The following is a 15,166-nucleotide window of genomic DNA, read 5'->3' on the forward strand; positions in this document are numbered from 1 at the left end:
CCGGCAAAAAAAGCGGCAAACATGTACGATTCAGCACATCAATTTGAACTCCCTCTACAGCAATCGGATAGAAGGACAGAGCACACATCCGCGCAATATTGAGAGGGCGCTACAGAATGACTTTTCTCACAGGCCTGATATAGCCCGGTTACAGCGCATCGCGCTCGCACATATCGCAGCGGAAAAAGAACTGGAGGGATTGGATGACGCTGGTTCAGCGTTGCGATCGGTTTTTTTGATTGATGCGCATCGTGCGCTGTATGAAAGACTGGCGCTCGGTGACCGGCTGTCTGATGATGGCGACGTGATTATTCCTGGGCAGATCCGAACCCGGACGGCAAGAAGCGATTCTGCCACTCATTCATGTTTTCGGGCTTGGGCCAGTGACACGCGGGGAGTTTGCGCAGCTGACAGGCCTGGGCGAGCGCAACGTAAGATCGCTGCTGTCGAAGCTGTTGGCGGATGGCCTGCTGGTGAGTGACACGGTTTACGGTCCGGTGCGCATGGGACTTCCCTTGGACGCGCTGGGAATGCTGTTCCCTAACCTCTACCCCGAGGCAAGCCTTCCTCTCGACTAGGCGCAGGATAGAATGATGGGATGTCCAAAACTCCTAAATTCCCAGGCCCACTGACAGCGCGCGGCGCTGTCCTGGCGGTATTGTTATCAGATGCTGACCAAACCGGCGCTGAACCGCTGCAAGGGCGCACCTCACTTGCAGCCATCGTCAAGACATTGAAGCGCAAATACCATTGGCCAATCGAGTCCAGCAGCTTCCCCTCCAATTCCGGCGACGGGCGAGCGACCTGGGCTACGGTGTATAGCCTGCCGCCTGCAACGGTGACCAAAGCCTTGAACAATGGCGGGCGTGAGTGGCTGGAACGCCGAGTGGCGAAGGCCTGACTTCATGTAGTAACGCGCGGAAGAGGCGGTCGAAATAAGGCCCATGAAAAAAGGGTTACAAGCGTGAGCATGTAACCCTTCATTTTTCCTGCTTACTTCTGGTGCCGACTGCCGGTTTCGAACTGGCCACCTGATGATTACAAATTAGCAAAGAAGATCATATGTCTTTGATTATTAAGCGAATTGTACCGTAATTTAGCTAAAGTAAATGTACTTTAGTATCAGTAACTTAGCGTAATTTCACGAAGTCGACAAGAACTGGTTGATGTACTGAATTTGTACCTGCTGGCCGGCGGGAAGAGCGGAGCAACATGCACGGGTAGGTGGGTTAAGAGTTTGCCACTGAAACCATGTACGTAGGGAAAGTGAGGTAAAGTAAGCTCGGGTCACTGTCCATCTTAGCACGCGGTTGGAGATAAGATTCGTAAGTCTGCGTGCTCGACTAGGTTAGTCTAAGACGGTGTCGTCGTCCTTGCTGGATGCTCTTAGCACCGAACACATAGACCCTAGAGCAGGATTGGCCGATTGTAAAACAGTGTCATTATTGCAATTTTCTTGAGAACCCCCGAGTGCTTTGGGGCCATTTTCCGCTTGTGGACAAGCGAGAAAACATGAGACAATGGTGACTATGATACCCATTTTAACCACTAACGCGGGACAGCTTTTTCAAGCAGACTGCCTAAAAGTACTAGCGGAAGTTGAATCTTCGACCGTCGACCTCGCTTTCGCAGACCCGCCATTCAATCTCGGAAAAGAGTACACATCCAAGATCAATGATGCTTTAGCCGAAGAGCACTATCTCGCTTGGTGTGAGTCGTGGCTTGATGAAATGGTTCGCGTCTTGAAGCCTGGTGGAACGCTTATGCTTTGGAACTTGCCAAAGTGGAACATACCGCTGGGCGAATTTCTCCGGAAGCGTCTAACGTTTCGCAATTGGATTTCGGTGGATATTAAGTACAGCCTTCCAATCTCCGGCCGCCTATACCCGTCGCACTATTCTCTCTTATACTACGTCAAAGGGCCGAAACCAGCAATTTTCCATCCGGACCGATTGCCGATAGCTTGTTGCCGTCACTGCGGCGGTGAGCTTAAAGACTATGGCGGATATAAAAACAAGATGAATCCGGCCGGAGTCAACATCAGCGATGTGTGGACCGATATCCCGCCAGTTCGACACGCCAAATACAAAAAACGCGACGCGAATGCCTTGTCGTTGAAATTAATGGACCGGATCATTAGCATGACTACTGATCCGGGCTCGCTTGTGCTCGACCCTTTTGGCGGCTCAGGAACAACTTATGTAGCGGCCGAACTTGCAGGGCGGCGCTGGGTCGGCAGTGAATTGGAATGTTCGTCAATCATCGAACGTTTCGATGCATTGGGAGACGATCGTGAGCATCTCGATGAAATCTGGTCGCAAAAGAATAAGCTATTTACTGATGCCGATCTAAAACGTCGTGCGAAATCGGGCAAGCCGCTGTCACTAGATTACAGAATTGACGATCGTGTAGAAATTGAACAAGATAGCTGCAACTGCAAGCCCTCTACTAAGGGGCCAGCGCAGCATGCATTGTGAACTAGGAGCTTTCCTTTTTAGGTTTAGGATTCGGCGCATTCCTCTTAGTTTTCCCTTCCCCCGCACGACCATCTTTTCCAACCTTTAAATAAGGAAAAGTTTGGTCGTCAGTCAGTTCGTCATGCTCTACAACTGCAATTGCAAGCAGCCCATGCTCCACAGTCTCGCCCATGCGCTTCCACATTTCAAGATATGGCGAAAGCTCTCCGATGTTTCCAATTCGGTCGGTGAGGTGCTCGTAAAGATTTCTGCTTGGAAGTATCAGCACACCAACCTGAATCTTGTTCGCCGCCAGCACGATTGATAGCTTGTTCAAGCTCCGGTGCGAAGATGAAATATTTCCTGTTTCCCATTCGATAGCCACACGCAAGCCACCTTCGGTCGTCGTGACGAAGTCAAAAGCACCAAAGGATGAGGTAATGGGCTCAGCATATGGCTCCAGTGATGGATAGAGCTGGAGTTCAGGTTTTTCCTGAAGATTCTGGAGATCGACCTCACCTTCAGCCTTCCATCCTTCTTTCTGAACAATATGCTCAAGAAACCGGTTTCGTAGGAAGCCCACGCCATTTCGATTCCATTGCTTCGATTCTGGCACATATGTTTTTCGGCGCAAAACGAGTCGGCCGGATCCTGTTGGCGAGTCAATGCTTTCAATTGAACGCACGAACGCCTGATGAATGCTCTCCCAATCCTGGTTTGAAACGATGTTGCCTTGGTCAAAAATCACTAGAGTACGGAGCCATTTCATTGTGGCAACTCCAGAATTCCTACGGTGAGCTCCGCGACTTCGCAGTCGAGGGCAGTGCAGATCTGACATAGGACCGTAAACGTCAGATTCCGCTCGCCCCGTTCAACGCTCCCAATATATGAACGGTCGATCTGGGCGGTGCTTGCAAGGTCCTCTTGAGTCCATCCCAGAGTTTTGCGCTTCTCCCGGATGCGTGTCCCAAGCTTCTTGAGTAGGTCATTTTCCATCCCGACATGCTCACAAAATACGGACTATGAGTCCACGGACTAGAATGCTCATTTTGCATTTATGGACAGGAACCGTCTTAGCCCAAAAAAAAGTAGAGAAAAAATTGCTAAAATGTAACTTAAGCAATTTAAACTAATATGATTCGCGACTTCAAAAAAGACCGTAATTGCACGCAACTTGCTACAATTTACTTACCGAAGAACAACTGGTGCCGTAGTCATTTGCGTTCTAAAGCAGATTTACACTAAATCAATAACTACAACGAAAATTCCAAAAATGTCAATCGCCAACTCTGTAAAAAAGCCCCCCAACGCAAAATCTGCCAGTACTAAATCCCCAGCAGCAAAAACTATCGGCAAGGCGGCCCCGAAATCAGCCAAACCAAGTGCAAAACAGAAAGCACGTTCGACGCCGAAATTAACTAATATTTTTGTAGGTGCCGGATTCACTCACATCCCATCTGACAACATCCACTTTTACCTTGAGCAGAGGCAAGGTGAGATTGATCATATTTTTGCATGGGAAAATGTGATTGTATTGTGTGAAGAAACAGCCGGCAAAGAAGTTACAAAGCATTGCACTAACAAAATATTCTTCCATAAGTTGATTGCTCAAGATTGGCCAAAGTTTTTTGAAACGTATCGTAAACACAATCCTCAACTCGACGCTTACATTGGGACGAATTACACAGCACAAGAACTTGAAGTGCGCCACATTTACTATTCTGAGGAATATGATTTGGATGAGGGAGTGGCGCAGAATTCTGCACCATTTTCAATTTTGAGTCGTGCTAATGCCGCTTATTTCGACGCCTTAGTTAAGACGATTGCGAAATCCGCAAAATTTGAAATCCTTAAGTACCTAGGAATTACTTTGAATCGCGTTGGGCAGTCCCGTATCTCCGGTGGTGGCGTGACCTTGCAAAGTTTTCCTGGTTTTGCGCTGCCAGCGGCGCATACAAACTACCCCAAAGACTTTGCCATTGTATCCTTCTACGCTGACCCAATGGCCCTAATTCAGCGTGCATACATCCTCCGTCGAGACGGTTGGGAAAGTCCGGATTTGTCATATCAGCGTTTTGTGCGAGCGGAAAAGCTTTCGGAGATGAGAGATTACCTTGCGAACAATGGAAAGGTGTTCATAAACAATCTAATAGTCACCTTGCCATCGAAAGCTCTTATGCGAGAAACTAGCGGCCAACTCGTTGACCCTAAGACCCTTTCGCAAAGAACGCATGTGGAGCTGGAATTGCCGCTTGAACTGGGCACTGTAGGGGTCGTCGACGGACAGCATAGAATCTTGGCGTATTTTGAAGGCAGTGGGCCAGTCGAGGATAAAATTTCACCGCTACGTAAGAGACAGAATTTGCTTGTGACTGGAATTATTTTCCCAATGGACTATACGGCCGAAATGCGGGTCAAGTTTGAGGCTGAACTTTTTCTTTCGATCAACGACACTCAAACTGGAGTACATACCCAGTTACGGCAAGATCTTGAAACGATCATCAAGCCGGATACTCCGTTAGCTATCGGCCGCTCAGTAATTAACAGGTTGTCGCGCGACGGGTCCTTGGATGGGATGCTACAAGTCTCACAATTTGATCCCCCTGAAAAAATTGCAACCGGGTCGCTTGGTCCGTATGTGCTGAAACCTCTACTTCGAAAAGGCAGCCTGTTCTACAAGACTTGGGACCCTGCGGGGACTCAAGATCTTTCTGATTCTGCACAAAGGCAGAAATACGTTGACTACTCTGTTACCGAAATCAAGCGATTACTGGCGGGGTGCAAGCAAAACTTACAACATCGTTGGAACCCGGTTGCTCAAGGGGGAATTCTTTCCACAACGATAGTGGGCGGGCTGTTGCTATTACTGGAACGCTTAACAGTGGCAGGCGTGCCGCTTTCCCAAATGGATTATCCCAAACTGCTCGTGCCTCTCCAAACATTCGACTTCACACCTTACAAAAGCAGCGGTTGGAAGCAATTGTCAAAAGACATCATGAAATCACTTACGCTCTAGCGTATTCGTAGCGCATGGGATCGCAAAATTCATCAATTTAAATACGTAACGTGGATGGACTCACGATCTCCGTGCAATGCCTTCCGCTTACGCAACCAACAATGGCGAGGGCAGCCATAATCTTCGGTGGCGATGCACCAACCAAAGGTCTGCAGGCGCGGCACTGTCTCCAGGTGCGGTACTGTAAGCAATCGTTGAAGATCGATCTGGTTTGGCTAGATTTTAATTTAATCTTTGCAGCCGAGTATTTCCTCAATCGCTTCAGTATATTTCTCTACGGAGTCTTCATTAAGTACAAGTTCGATATTCTTCATTCCGCTCATGTTTGCAATTCCCCATGCAAATTCCTTCAGATCTTTCTTTATAAATTCTGTGTAGCTCAAGCCGAACCTTCCAGTCGCATGTTTTTGCCTTTGAAAGCGATAATTTGTATCGGAAAAAATGAATATCGACCTGACATCCCATTCAGAGTTCTCAATAGTCTCAATTTCTTCCATTCGTCTAGCACCACAAACTACTACCTTCGATTGATCCTGTATTGATACGAGCATATCACGTGCGATGGCATCCTCATTTCCTCCAATCCAAACTTCCTTTTCCATAAAATCCTGCATATTGCCACGGAAATTAGGTTGCTGATCAAGTCTTTTCCATGCAAAAGAACTCATCTCTGCATGAACGTACCCATGTCGATTAGCAAGATGTTGCCCAATCGTAGATTTCCCTGCATTTGTTGGGCCAACTATAAGAATCATTTCCCGTTTTTTTACAAGACTTGAATGAAGCTTTCCAGTAATTAAATCGTATTCAGCTTTTTCTATTGGAGCGACGGCCGTATATGGAGTTTGAGTAGACAGATTGTGCTGTTTGCAAATCGCTGCAACACTGTCTATTAATGGTCGTGCAAATGCAAGAGGAGTAAATGCAATGCTTTTATCATTCATTAGTGAACAAAATGAGTAAGTAAAAATCCCACTATCAAGCTGCTGCAATTCTTTCGCGGTTTGTTTGGGGCTACACGCGAAAAAAGTTACGACTCCGGATCTTCTTGCCAATTCTGCTGTTCTTTCACCGAAGATATCTGCAACCGAACGATCAACCTGTTGCCTACAAGCGTCCACGATGAGAACCAAATCCTTTACCCCGCTCTTTACTAATTCCGCGATTACCTCATCAGTACTGATCGCCGTATTGAGATTGGAAATATCTGTATCTGTACACGCCAAGTAATCCTTTCCCTCTTGAGAAAAACCATGGCCTGCAAAGAAAAAAATCAAACCATCGCAATTTTTACTTGCTTCAGAAGTCGATTTAATTAAATATCTAACGTCATCTATGGAGGCAGGTTGCGCCTCATCGTTATGCTCGTAAGAATTTATTTGCGTTCTGTTGCCAAATGCCTGCACAATTTTCTTGGAATCACTTGCACAAAATCCTAAGGATTGCAAATTATTGTATTTATTAATTCCGATAGAAATTATTCCGATGTCACGAGTCTTCATAAGTTCTCTTTGATTAAGAAGTAATAATAAAATGAAATGGGTCTGCGTAGAAATTTTCTACAATATATTTTATGAAATCCGGCCTATCAGTTAAACAATATAGAGTCGGCCCCATACTTGAAAGACATAAAGTGATATCAGGAACACATTTTTCCCAGTAGCTTCGGAATTCCTTTGTGACGCTACTTTGAAGATCCCATTCAATTTTTTTTAACCCAATACGTTGAAGAGATCGAAGAGGAGCTTGAATATTAACTATATCTTTCTCAAGAAGAGCAGGCAGAATACCGCCACCTACAATTGCGAGTGCCTCTATTGCTTCGTTTTCGGGTAGGGGGCAATTGTTGGTAAAAACGGATTGCTCAGAAATGCCGGATATACCTCTATCGGTAAACCTAAAGTGACAGATGGAAAATTCGCCTATACTTATGTTAGATATTAGCTTTGGAGCTTTTGCTATTGATGTTGACGAGGGAGAAAAGGTGGATTTTTGATTGGGATATTGCCTACCCGCATCCCATAAGAAACCACGTTTTGACCCAGCCCATATCCCTAAGCCGGACGTACCTCCGCGCTTGACTATCGCGGCTATTTCTGGTGGATGTAAATTTAAATTAAAGAGCTCACTTATTGCATTACCAACACCCATTAATAGGGATGTCTTTGAACCAAGTCCTGAATGAATAGGGATTTCTCCAGATATCGAAACCCCTATTTGTAATTTAAACTGGATTTCAAAGATTGCGACAGTTTCAAGTAACCGTGGTACTAATTCGCTATCTAAATGCGACAAGTTCATGCAACTTTTGTCGGCTGAAATTGTAATATCCCAATATGGTCTGTCAACTACAAATCCGATGCTCCCATCAATGCGATTTAAATAACCACTTTCGTTTAAAAGAGCGGTATGAATTCTCGCAGGAGCTCGGATAGAAAAATATTGATCTTTATTCATTTGATCAAATAATAATCCATGTTATCAGGAAAAAATGATGGACATGACCAACCATCCATCCGAAGGTGCGCTTTGCACGACTCATTGGGTTAAGCCATCTCATTGTTGAGTGATATCGTTAGAAGAAACCTTGGGCGGAAAGAAATCACGGACGTCAGCATGCAATTTTGACTTGCGCTCCATTATTGCGTTGTAAGCATCATGAAGAGGCTGAAGTCCATACATTGGCCGATGTTTTGTGTTCCAGTTTGGCTCTAAACAGAGCCAATTGTCAGCGTCTAAGTTGTGATAAATTCTGCAGGTGAAGGGGCGGCTTTTATAGACTGAACATGTTCCATCCGTGTCGAGAAGGTTGCATGGTGTCTCCATCGAAAACGAGTCGATGGGCCTGGGACCGTTGCTTCTAACCTTTCGCAAGCCCCTGCCGGTATGCCGGGCTATAAACTCAGCTTCAATATCACAGATCGGAACGCTGATATGGCAGCAATGTGAACACCCTTTGCGGCATGCCGCGTGCTTTCCAACCACTTCTTGAACCTCATCTGTGAGTTTATAAAGCATGCCTATTAGTTCGTCTGTAGATGCCTTATTTCTTGGCACAGACTGGGAAAAATTTTTGATACGGCGAACCAAATCCGATGGAAAAGAATCAATTATGCGTTTTTGATTTTCTCGCCCAATTATAATTATTCGCTGTTCTGAGCGCGGTGGCTTTCCCATCCAAACACGAATGTTTTTTACAAATTTTTGGATGATTGTCATTTTTACTCCCTAGCAGAAACGGCTTAAATTATGGAGCTTATGTTATAAATACCGGCGTAAGCCTATCCTGCACTAGTCTCAACAGCCGTCAATTTCTTGGAAATACCAAGGTTTTCACGCACAGAATCCTTGGTAATACCAAGACCTCCCAGCACGGCGTTAACGGTATGTTCCCAGAACAAATAGGCTCGTGGATTGCACAATCCAACGAGTTTGTCGAACTTGGGGCCGCGCCTCGCGGCCCGTTGGCCAGCAGGGCTGAGGCTTCAACTGTTGGCCCAGGTCGCGGCTTGCATGCCCGCTACTTTGTTTCGAGCTGCAAGCGCGCCCTGCGCGCCTCCTAATCTTTCCTGCGTAGTCGTTAGAACTGAACTGGCTCATTCGCGCAGGGTGCGACGGCGTGGCTACTTCCATCCTGCAATGCGTTTTGAATAGCTGCGCACCCTCGCGGCAACTAAGTCCGCAGGGCGGACGGCAGCTATGGTGAAGTTGGTTTGCCCGACGCGCGGGAATTTGCGAAGTCCAGCGCATACCTCAACATGTCGTCCAGGCCGACTTTTCCATCGATGTACATTTGTTGGTTTGCAAGGTCATCGGCGTCAGGCTCAAATCCCTCAAGGGCAAAGCTGGTCCTCATCCGCGAGACGTGTTGACGGCGCGAGTGCTGAGTTTGCGTGGGATAGCGGGGCGAGGTAGTCATGATTTCATCCGAATTTTCATAAAAGGGCGTTGCTCAATGCTCCCGATCTTCCAGGAGTAGGTTCCGACAAGTCCTAACAACGATGGCGCAGATGTGGCATTGTGCGACAAGACCTCCGCGTTCTTCGGGACCGTTATATCAAGCGTGCCATCGAGTTTGATGCCGAGCTGAGCCAGTTGCTTCTTTCCTTTTTCGTCCAGCTCGCCGGATGCGATGGTGATCACACCATCCTTCCCAGTCCGCACAGTGAAAATACTCAAAACGTCGAGGGCCTGCCCGCTTTTCCGTTTGCTTTCCAGTGCAAGGTCATAGCGGCCGTTACCCTTGTAGGTCGCGCGCCGAACATCGGGATTGCGCTTCAGTGCTGCAACTTCGCGTTCGAGGGATTCATCGTCCTTCGCAGTTAGCTTTCCTGCTTTTGCGAGCTGCATTGCCGCCATCGCATGAACGGCGGTGCCAGCGTACGTGAAGGAATAGCTGCCGTCCGGCTGGAATTCCGCTTTGGCGTTGAATCGCTCGGGAATAAGGCAACCTGTGAGCAGCATGGACACAGCGGCAAATGCAACGACCAATCGACGGCTCATCAAATATCCATTTTTAAAGAGTTGATATGGAGTTTAGCGCAATCAAGCGGAATCTTGCCAAGAGAAAATCATTTACTTTCTTCCAAGCTGATCCAGTGTTGCGCGCCGATATGCTGGGACTGGACGTTTTGGGCCATCAGCATTCCCACCATTGCTATTGCCTGTTGCGTTCTGGCCGCTGATTTCACCCCCTCCAGGCGCAGGCGCTGGACTGCTGTCCTGGCCGCCACCGCCTCGTCGTCCGGCCGCCAGCATGGCCGCCGCCCATCCGGTTGGGCTCGATACTGCGGAGCCGCCTGCAATTCCGGAGGCGATGCCTGGCATTTGCCAAGTGACCACGATGAGAGTAATCGACAGAAGTGCGAACCCGAACGCGTCGGAAAATGAATTTGACGAATCGTCCGCAGTTATCATTTGTGAAACGAAGCTCCCGGCGATTCTCATACTGAAGGTGGTCACCGCTGCCATGAAGACGGTCAGCAGAAGATAGTTGAGCACTTTGCCGAGCCACGCATCAAAAAATTTCTTCGTGGCCGGGAAAGCCAGCAACGAAATGAATAGCGGACCAAACGCCAATACGAACGTGAGGGCGACCTTGGCGAGGATTCCCCAAATTCCAATGAGGGCCATCAGCGCAAGATTGCTGACCATAATCACGATCCCTGCAATTAAGTCTAGCCAGCCGCCAATTGGCATCAGGGTCATTCCGTGCCCCAGGACGGTCATCGCGTACTCGCCACCTTGGGCATCCATTTGATCCAGAGCGATTGCAAGTGAAGTTGCACCGCTTGGCGACGCTGCCTGAACGAGCAGGCCAGTTGTCGCGTTGACGGTATCAACGGCCCATTCCTGGTACGCGGCGGCCGTAAGGGCAATGCTGAAGATCATGGAATGCTTCGCGAGATTCCAAGCTAGCTTGGGTAGCGAGGCATCTGCCTCGCCGCGCATAACGGCAAGCCCGAACAAGGTATAGTGAATCGAGAGGCCGGTGACAACGAGCGGCGCAAGGGTGGCGGCCAGGCTGGACGAGACGGACGTAACGTACGTTGACAGGGCGCTGTCAATCGACGCTGTCAAGAACGCAAAGACGCCGCTCATTGATGCCTCCTGGCGGGCGAATATAGTGTAGGCCCACGTCGCTTCGTCGTTTGCGATCTGGTTTCTGTCAAGGCGTCAAATCGAAGCCATGCCAATGCGTAGATGCAGAAAGGCAGGCATGCCAAGAGATTTTCGTCCCGAGCGGCCAGTCCGGCGTATTGGCGTGCGAGAATCATGACGGAGGTCGCGAACGAGACTAACATGAGGGCGCGTGTCCATGTGAAATTGCCCCCATGCTTATGCCGAACAACAGCGTTACAGCGCGCCTTGAGCGCCGCTCTGCGCTCGGTCAGATTCGGAATGGTGAGACGCTGGTGGTGGCGAAGCTGGACCGCCTGGGCCGCGACGCGCAGGACGTGGGCGCCACTGTCAAGCTGCTGGCCAGCCGCAAGATTGCCGTCATCGTACTGCAACTGGGCAAACTGGACCTGACCTCGCCGGCCGGCAAGATGATGCTGACCATGCTCGCTGCCGTGGCTGAGATGGAGCGTGATTTGCTGGTGGAGCGTACGCAAGCTGGTCTGGCTCGGGCCAAGAACGAGGGGAAGACGCTGGGGCGTCCCTCGAAAACCACCGCAGAGCAAAGGGTCGACATCATCGCCAAGTATGCTGCCGGCGAGAGTGTCAGCGCGTTGGCGCGGACCTATCAGGTATCGCGAGCCAATATTCTGAACGTTGTACGTCCAACTTGAATTTCGGCAGTCAAGGATTTGCTGCGCGAACTATCTGTTCTTGATGATGAGAAATGTCATTTGATGCGACCGCACAGGCCACAAGCGCCTCGGTGATATCGGCTGGCAGGTTCCCCAACTGCTTTACATCACCTGCGAAATGCAGAGCGATAAGGCTCGCGTCCGAGAACTCGTAATATTCATCGAGACACACCCAGGTGGCTTTGGGCAATAAGCAGCAATTTTGCACCAAGTGGAAATTGGGGAAGCGGTCTAAAGGTTGGCAACCGTAAGATGAACTAAACCGCCAGCTTCGGGAGGTTGTTTTCACCACAACAGTTACCTCAGCATGCGAGCCAAGGACTATTATTATTTTGTTTCCGACCTCACCGTCATGAAAGCGGAAATTCTGATGTTGGAGAACAGTCCCTGGTGTCATTACTTAGTGAGCGCAATTCGATAAGACTTCATCGCGCTCACGCACGACATGGCGTAACTCTTCCTGTTCCTGGGTTCGTAGAGCCAGGTCGAAAGGTATCTCATGTTGCTTCAGGCCCAGCTCATTGTAGATTTTGTGCCACGGCTGGTTTTCCAGGTGAGTGGCCTCAATCATGTCATCAGCCTTCGTCTTGTAAAAGTCGGCAGCTAAACGTTCCATCAACCGAAGTTCGCGTTTGGAAAAATGCGATGGGTCGAAGTCGACGAGAGGAGTAACCGTAAGCATGGCGTTGGTCCCTTTGACATCTTTGGAGCCAAAACGAATCTTCGCAGCCATGTCCTCGGCTGGCTCGCTGACCTCGTTATGTAGTGCTACTGGCACCGGACCCATCGGCCAAGCGCTATAGCTCATCCCAGTAACGGAACGGCCGGTCTCTTTGAAATGCTCAAAGTCTAAAAAATAGAGCAGCTTCCAAAGTTTTATTTTCCCGAGATAGCTCGTGTTCTTCGCGAAGAAAATAATCGCGTTGAGAAGCTTCTCGCGTTCGTGACTAATTAACATAGATTGGCACAGGGTTAGCGCTGCTGCACTAGATGTAGACCGTGGGATACAGGTTACATCATAAAAAGAGAAGTTGGCAAAAATATTACTAATTTCTGCCGAGAATGAGACAGTGTTCCTACACAGCCATCATATCTTTAATTTTCAAATCGCGTAGCGCGGGAAAAACCTACATGGTGCCTACACGAGACTTCGAAACAAAAAGCGCAGCCTAGGTAGGCTGCGCTAAGTGCTTGATTTTACTGGTGCCGACTGCCGGTTTCGAACTGGCCACCTGATGATTACAAATCAACTGCTCTACCAAATGAGCTAAGTCGGCGTAACTTTTACGCTGCGGATTATACGCTATTTAATACGCGTAAGGGTGGGGCGGCCGCCCTTTTTGGGGGGCTCGTTGTCGTCGTCCGGCGTGCCTGGGGCCTCGGTTTTGGCCTCGGATGCGGCGCTCGGCACGGCCGACAGCACCGGCGCGGCCGGAACGTCTTCCACCGCGTCCGGCGCCGGCGCGGCGGCCTGGCCCACTTGCGGTTCGAACGCCATGCCCTGGCCGTTTTCGTTGGCGTAGATCGCCATCACGTTGTTGACCGGGATGTAGATTTCACGCGAGACGCCGCCGAAGCGGGCGTGGAAACGGATGCTGTCGTTGTCCATCTTTAGGCCCGAGGTGGCGCCGAAGCTGATGTTGAGCACGATTTCGCCCTTCTTCACGTATTCCATCGGCACGGTGGTGCCGGCGTCGACTTTGACCGCGAGGTAGGGGGTGTAGCCGCTGTCCGTGCACCATTCATAGATGGCGCGCAGCAGGTAGGGCTTGGTTGAGATTTCAGACATGGGATTCCAGACTGCGGTAAAACACGGCGCGCCGCCGGCTGTCGCCGGCAAACGCGCCGCAGTACTTCAGACAAACGGCCTGCGTCCGATCAACGGCGCATGACCTTTTCCGACGGCGTCAGCGCTTCGATGTAGGCCGGGCGCGAGAAGATGCGCTCGGCGTATTTCATCAGCGGTGCGGCGGTCTTCGACAGTTCGATGCCGTAGTGATCCAGACGCCACAGCAGCGGCGCAACGGCCACGTCCAGCATCGAGAACTCGTCGCCCAGCATGTACTTGTTCTTCAGGAACAGCGGCGCCAGCGTGGTCAGACGGTCGCGGATTTCCGCGCGCGCCTTGTCGTGGCTCTTGTCGTTGCCCTTGGCGCGCTCGCTTTCCAGCGTGTGCACGTGGACGAACAGTTCTTTTTCGAAGTTGAACAGCATCAGGCGCGCGCGCGCGCGCATCAGCGGATCGGCCGGCATCAGTTGCGGATGCGGGAAGCGCTCGTCGATGTACTCGTTGATGATGTTCGATTCGTACAGGATCAGTTCACGCTCGACCAGGATCGGCACCTGACCATACGGATTCATGGTCGAGATGTCTTCCGGCTTGTTGAACAAGTCGACATCGCGCACTTCAAAGTCCATGCCTTTTTCAAACAGGACCAGGCGGCAGCGTTGCGAAAATGGGCAGGTCGTACCCGAGTAGAGAACCATCATGTGTGTAGTTCCTTAGAAGAACAAAAGGGGGTGGGCCGCGAACGGATCACCCCGGATCGATCGCCCGCCAAACGCGGGCTTCGCAAAACAAGCGCCGGCCAGCCGGCGCTCTCGTCTATTTCACTTCTTTCCAGAACGACGCATTCAAGCGCCATGCCAGGAAGGCGAACACGGCCATAAACAGCACGACCGCAGCGCCCAGTTTCTTGCGGGTCTGCGCAGCAGGCTCCGCCATCCACTCCATGTAGCCGACCAGGTCGGCCACGGCGGTGTCAAATTCCAACTTCGGCAGTTTACCCGGAGTGACCTGCTCAAATCCAGCAAACTCGTGAATCATTTTGCCGTGTTCGTGCGGATCGGGCACTTCCTTCATCACGACTTTCTGAATACCTTGCAATTCCCACAACACGTGCGGCATCGCCACATTGTTGACCACCAGGTTGTTCCAGCCGGTGGGGCGGGTATCGTCCTTGTAGAACGTCCGCAGGTACGTGTACAGATAGTCGCTGCCGCTGCCGGCGCCAGACGCTTTCGCGCGCTGGATCACCGACAGGTCCGGCGGCACCACGCCGAACCAGGCTTTGGCGTCGGCCGGCTTCATGGTGGTGGTCATCATTTCGCCGACCTTGTCGCCGGTAAACAGCAAATTGGCCTTGATCTGCTCCTCGCTCAAGCCCAGGTCTTTCAGGCGGTTGTAGCGCATGGAGGACGCATTATGACAGTTCAGGCAGTAATTTACGAACAATTTGGCGCCGTTCTGCAGTGCCGCCAGGTTATTCGAGCGGTCCGGCGCCTTGTCGAGCGCCACGCCGCCTTCGTTGGCCAGGGCCAGGCCCGGCAATAATGCCAGGATGGCAATCAATCGTTTCGGGAAGTTCATGTGTTGTCCT

At 50.2% G+C, this 15,166-nt stretch carries 17 protein-coding genes and 1 tRNA gene; 5 read left to right on the top strand and 13 right to left on the bottom strand.

Features of this window, described 5'->3' with window-relative positions; all coding sequences use genetic code 11:
- The first annotated feature begins 43 nt into the window (after positions 1 to 43).
- From GJ695_RS29665 to GJ695_RS19430, 3 genes are all read left to right on the top strand, one after another.
- On the top strand, positions 44 to 481 hold the full coding sequence (locus GJ695_RS29665; RefSeq protein WP_154387869.1) for a Fic family protein: 438 nt from the start codon (positions 44 to 46) through the stop codon (positions 479 to 481).
- A gap of 117 nt (positions 482 to 598) precedes the next feature.
- Complete coding sequence (locus GJ695_RS19425; RefSeq protein WP_154367606.1) at positions 599 to 901, top strand: hypothetical protein; 303 nt, start codon at positions 599 to 601, stop codon at positions 899 to 901.
- Between the two features lie 628 nt (positions 902 to 1,529).
- Positions 1,530 to 2,477 (top strand): DNA-methyltransferase, encoded by a 948-nt coding sequence (locus GJ695_RS19430; protein WP_208023353.1) that lies wholly within the window; start codon positions 1,530 to 1,532, stop codon positions 2,475 to 2,477.
- Position 2,478: 1 nt separating this feature from the next.
- Here GJ695_RS19430 and GJ695_RS19435 read toward each other — a convergent pair whose 3' ends face one another.
- Together GJ695_RS19435 and GJ695_RS19440 are read right to left on the bottom strand one after the other, a co-directional pair.
- Complete coding sequence (locus GJ695_RS19435) at positions 2,479 to 3,225, bottom strand: BglII/BstYI family type II restriction endonuclease (RefSeq protein WP_166455015.1); 747 nt, start codon at positions 3,223 to 3,225, stop codon at positions 2,479 to 2,481.
- Complete coding sequence (locus GJ695_RS19440) at positions 3,222 to 3,452, bottom strand: helix-turn-helix domain-containing protein (protein WP_154367612.1); 231 nt, start codon at positions 3,450 to 3,452, stop codon at positions 3,222 to 3,224. Before GJ695_RS19440 ends, GJ695_RS19435 begins: the two co-directional genes overlap by 4 nt.
- A gap of 277 nt (positions 3,453 to 3,729) precedes the next feature.
- Here GJ695_RS19440 and GJ695_RS19445 point away from each other — a divergent pair, with 277 nt between their 5' ends.
- Positions 3,730 to 5,472 carry a ParB N-terminal domain-containing protein gene (locus GJ695_RS19445; protein WP_154367614.1) on the top strand — a complete coding sequence of 581 codons (1,743 nt, stop codon included), beginning with the start codon at positions 3,730 to 3,732 and terminating at the stop codon, positions 5,470 to 5,472.
- A gap of 227 nt (positions 5,473 to 5,699) precedes the next feature.
- On the opposite strand, the gene GJ695_RS19450 is transcribed toward GJ695_RS19445, so the two are convergent.
- The 6 genes from GJ695_RS19450 to GJ695_RS19470 all read right to left on the bottom strand — a co-directional run bounded on the left by GJ695_RS19450 (position 5,700) and on the right by GJ695_RS19470 (position 11,073).
- Positions 5,700 to 6,974: a caspase family protein gene (locus GJ695_RS19450; protein WP_154367616.1), complete on the bottom strand. Its 1,275-nt coding sequence runs from the start codon at positions 6,972 to 6,974 to the stop codon at positions 5,700 to 5,702.
- A gap of 13 nt (positions 6,975 to 6,987) precedes the next feature.
- A complete protein-coding gene (locus GJ695_RS19455) occupies positions 6,988 to 7,929 on the bottom strand; it encodes a beta-ribofuranosylaminobenzene 5'-phosphate synthase family protein (RefSeq protein WP_154367618.1) in 942 nt (313 codons plus the stop codon).
- A gap of 99 nt (positions 7,930 to 8,028) precedes the next feature.
- Positions 8,029 to 8,691: a YkgJ family cysteine cluster protein gene (locus tag GJ695_RS19460; protein WP_154367620.1), complete on the bottom strand. Its 663-nt coding sequence runs from the start codon at positions 8,689 to 8,691 to the stop codon at positions 8,029 to 8,031.
- Positions 8,692 to 9,169: 478 nt separating this feature from the next.
- Positions 9,170 to 9,391 carry an antitoxin VbhA family protein gene (locus tag GJ695_RS30660; protein WP_166455014.1) on the bottom strand — a complete coding sequence of 74 codons (222 nt, stop codon included), beginning with the start codon at positions 9,389 to 9,391 and terminating at the stop codon, positions 9,170 to 9,172.
- Positions 9,388 to 9,975 (bottom strand): hypothetical protein, encoded by a 588-nt coding sequence (locus GJ695_RS19465; protein WP_154367622.1) that lies wholly within the window; start codon positions 9,973 to 9,975, stop codon positions 9,388 to 9,390. Before GJ695_RS19465 ends, GJ695_RS30660 begins: the two co-directional genes overlap by 4 nt.
- Before the next feature lie 72 nt (positions 9,976 to 10,047).
- Entirely contained in the window at positions 10,048 to 11,073 is a 1,026-nt protein-coding gene (locus tag GJ695_RS19470) for a TrbL/VirB6 family protein (protein WP_154367623.1), read from the bottom strand.
- A gap of 233 nt (positions 11,074 to 11,306) precedes the next feature.
- On the opposite strand from GJ695_RS19470, the gene GJ695_RS19475 reads away from it, so the two are divergent.
- Entirely contained in the window at positions 11,307 to 11,765 is a 459-nt protein-coding gene (locus GJ695_RS19475) for a recombinase family protein (RefSeq protein WP_229260289.1), read from the top strand.
- Positions 11,766 to 12,186: 421 nt separating this feature from the next.
- Here GJ695_RS19475 and GJ695_RS19480 read toward each other — a convergent pair whose 3' ends face one another.
- From GJ695_RS19480 to GJ695_RS19500, 5 genes are all read right to left on the bottom strand, one after another.
- Complete coding sequence (locus GJ695_RS19480) at positions 12,187 to 12,744, bottom strand: Panacea domain-containing protein (protein WP_154367625.1); 558 nt, start codon at positions 12,742 to 12,744, stop codon at positions 12,187 to 12,189.
- A gap of 243 nt (positions 12,745 to 12,987) precedes the next feature.
- Positions 12,988 to 13,063 (bottom strand) — tRNA-Thr (locus GJ695_RS19485).
- Between the two features lie 26 nt (positions 13,064 to 13,089).
- Positions 13,090 to 13,575: a ClpXP protease specificity-enhancing factor gene (locus GJ695_RS19490; protein WP_154367627.1), complete on the bottom strand. Its 486-nt coding sequence runs from the start codon at positions 13,573 to 13,575 to the stop codon at positions 13,090 to 13,092.
- Positions 13,576 to 13,664: 89 nt separating this feature from the next.
- On the bottom strand, positions 13,665 to 14,276 hold the full coding sequence (locus GJ695_RS19495) for a glutathione S-transferase N-terminal domain-containing protein (RefSeq protein WP_072788101.1): 612 nt from the start codon (positions 14,274 to 14,276) through the stop codon (positions 13,665 to 13,667).
- 115 nt (positions 14,277 to 14,391) lie between these two features.
- Positions 14,392 to 15,156: a cytochrome c1 gene (locus tag GJ695_RS19500; protein ID WP_154367629.1), complete on the bottom strand. Its 765-nt coding sequence runs from the start codon at positions 15,154 to 15,156 to the stop codon at positions 14,392 to 14,394.
- Positions 15,157 to 15,166: the final 10 nt, after the last annotated feature.

The sequence above is a fragment of the Duganella alba genome (assembly GCF_009674495.1).
Lineage (GTDB): Bacteria > Pseudomonadota > Gammaproteobacteria > Burkholderiales > Burkholderiaceae_D > Rugamonas > Rugamonas alba.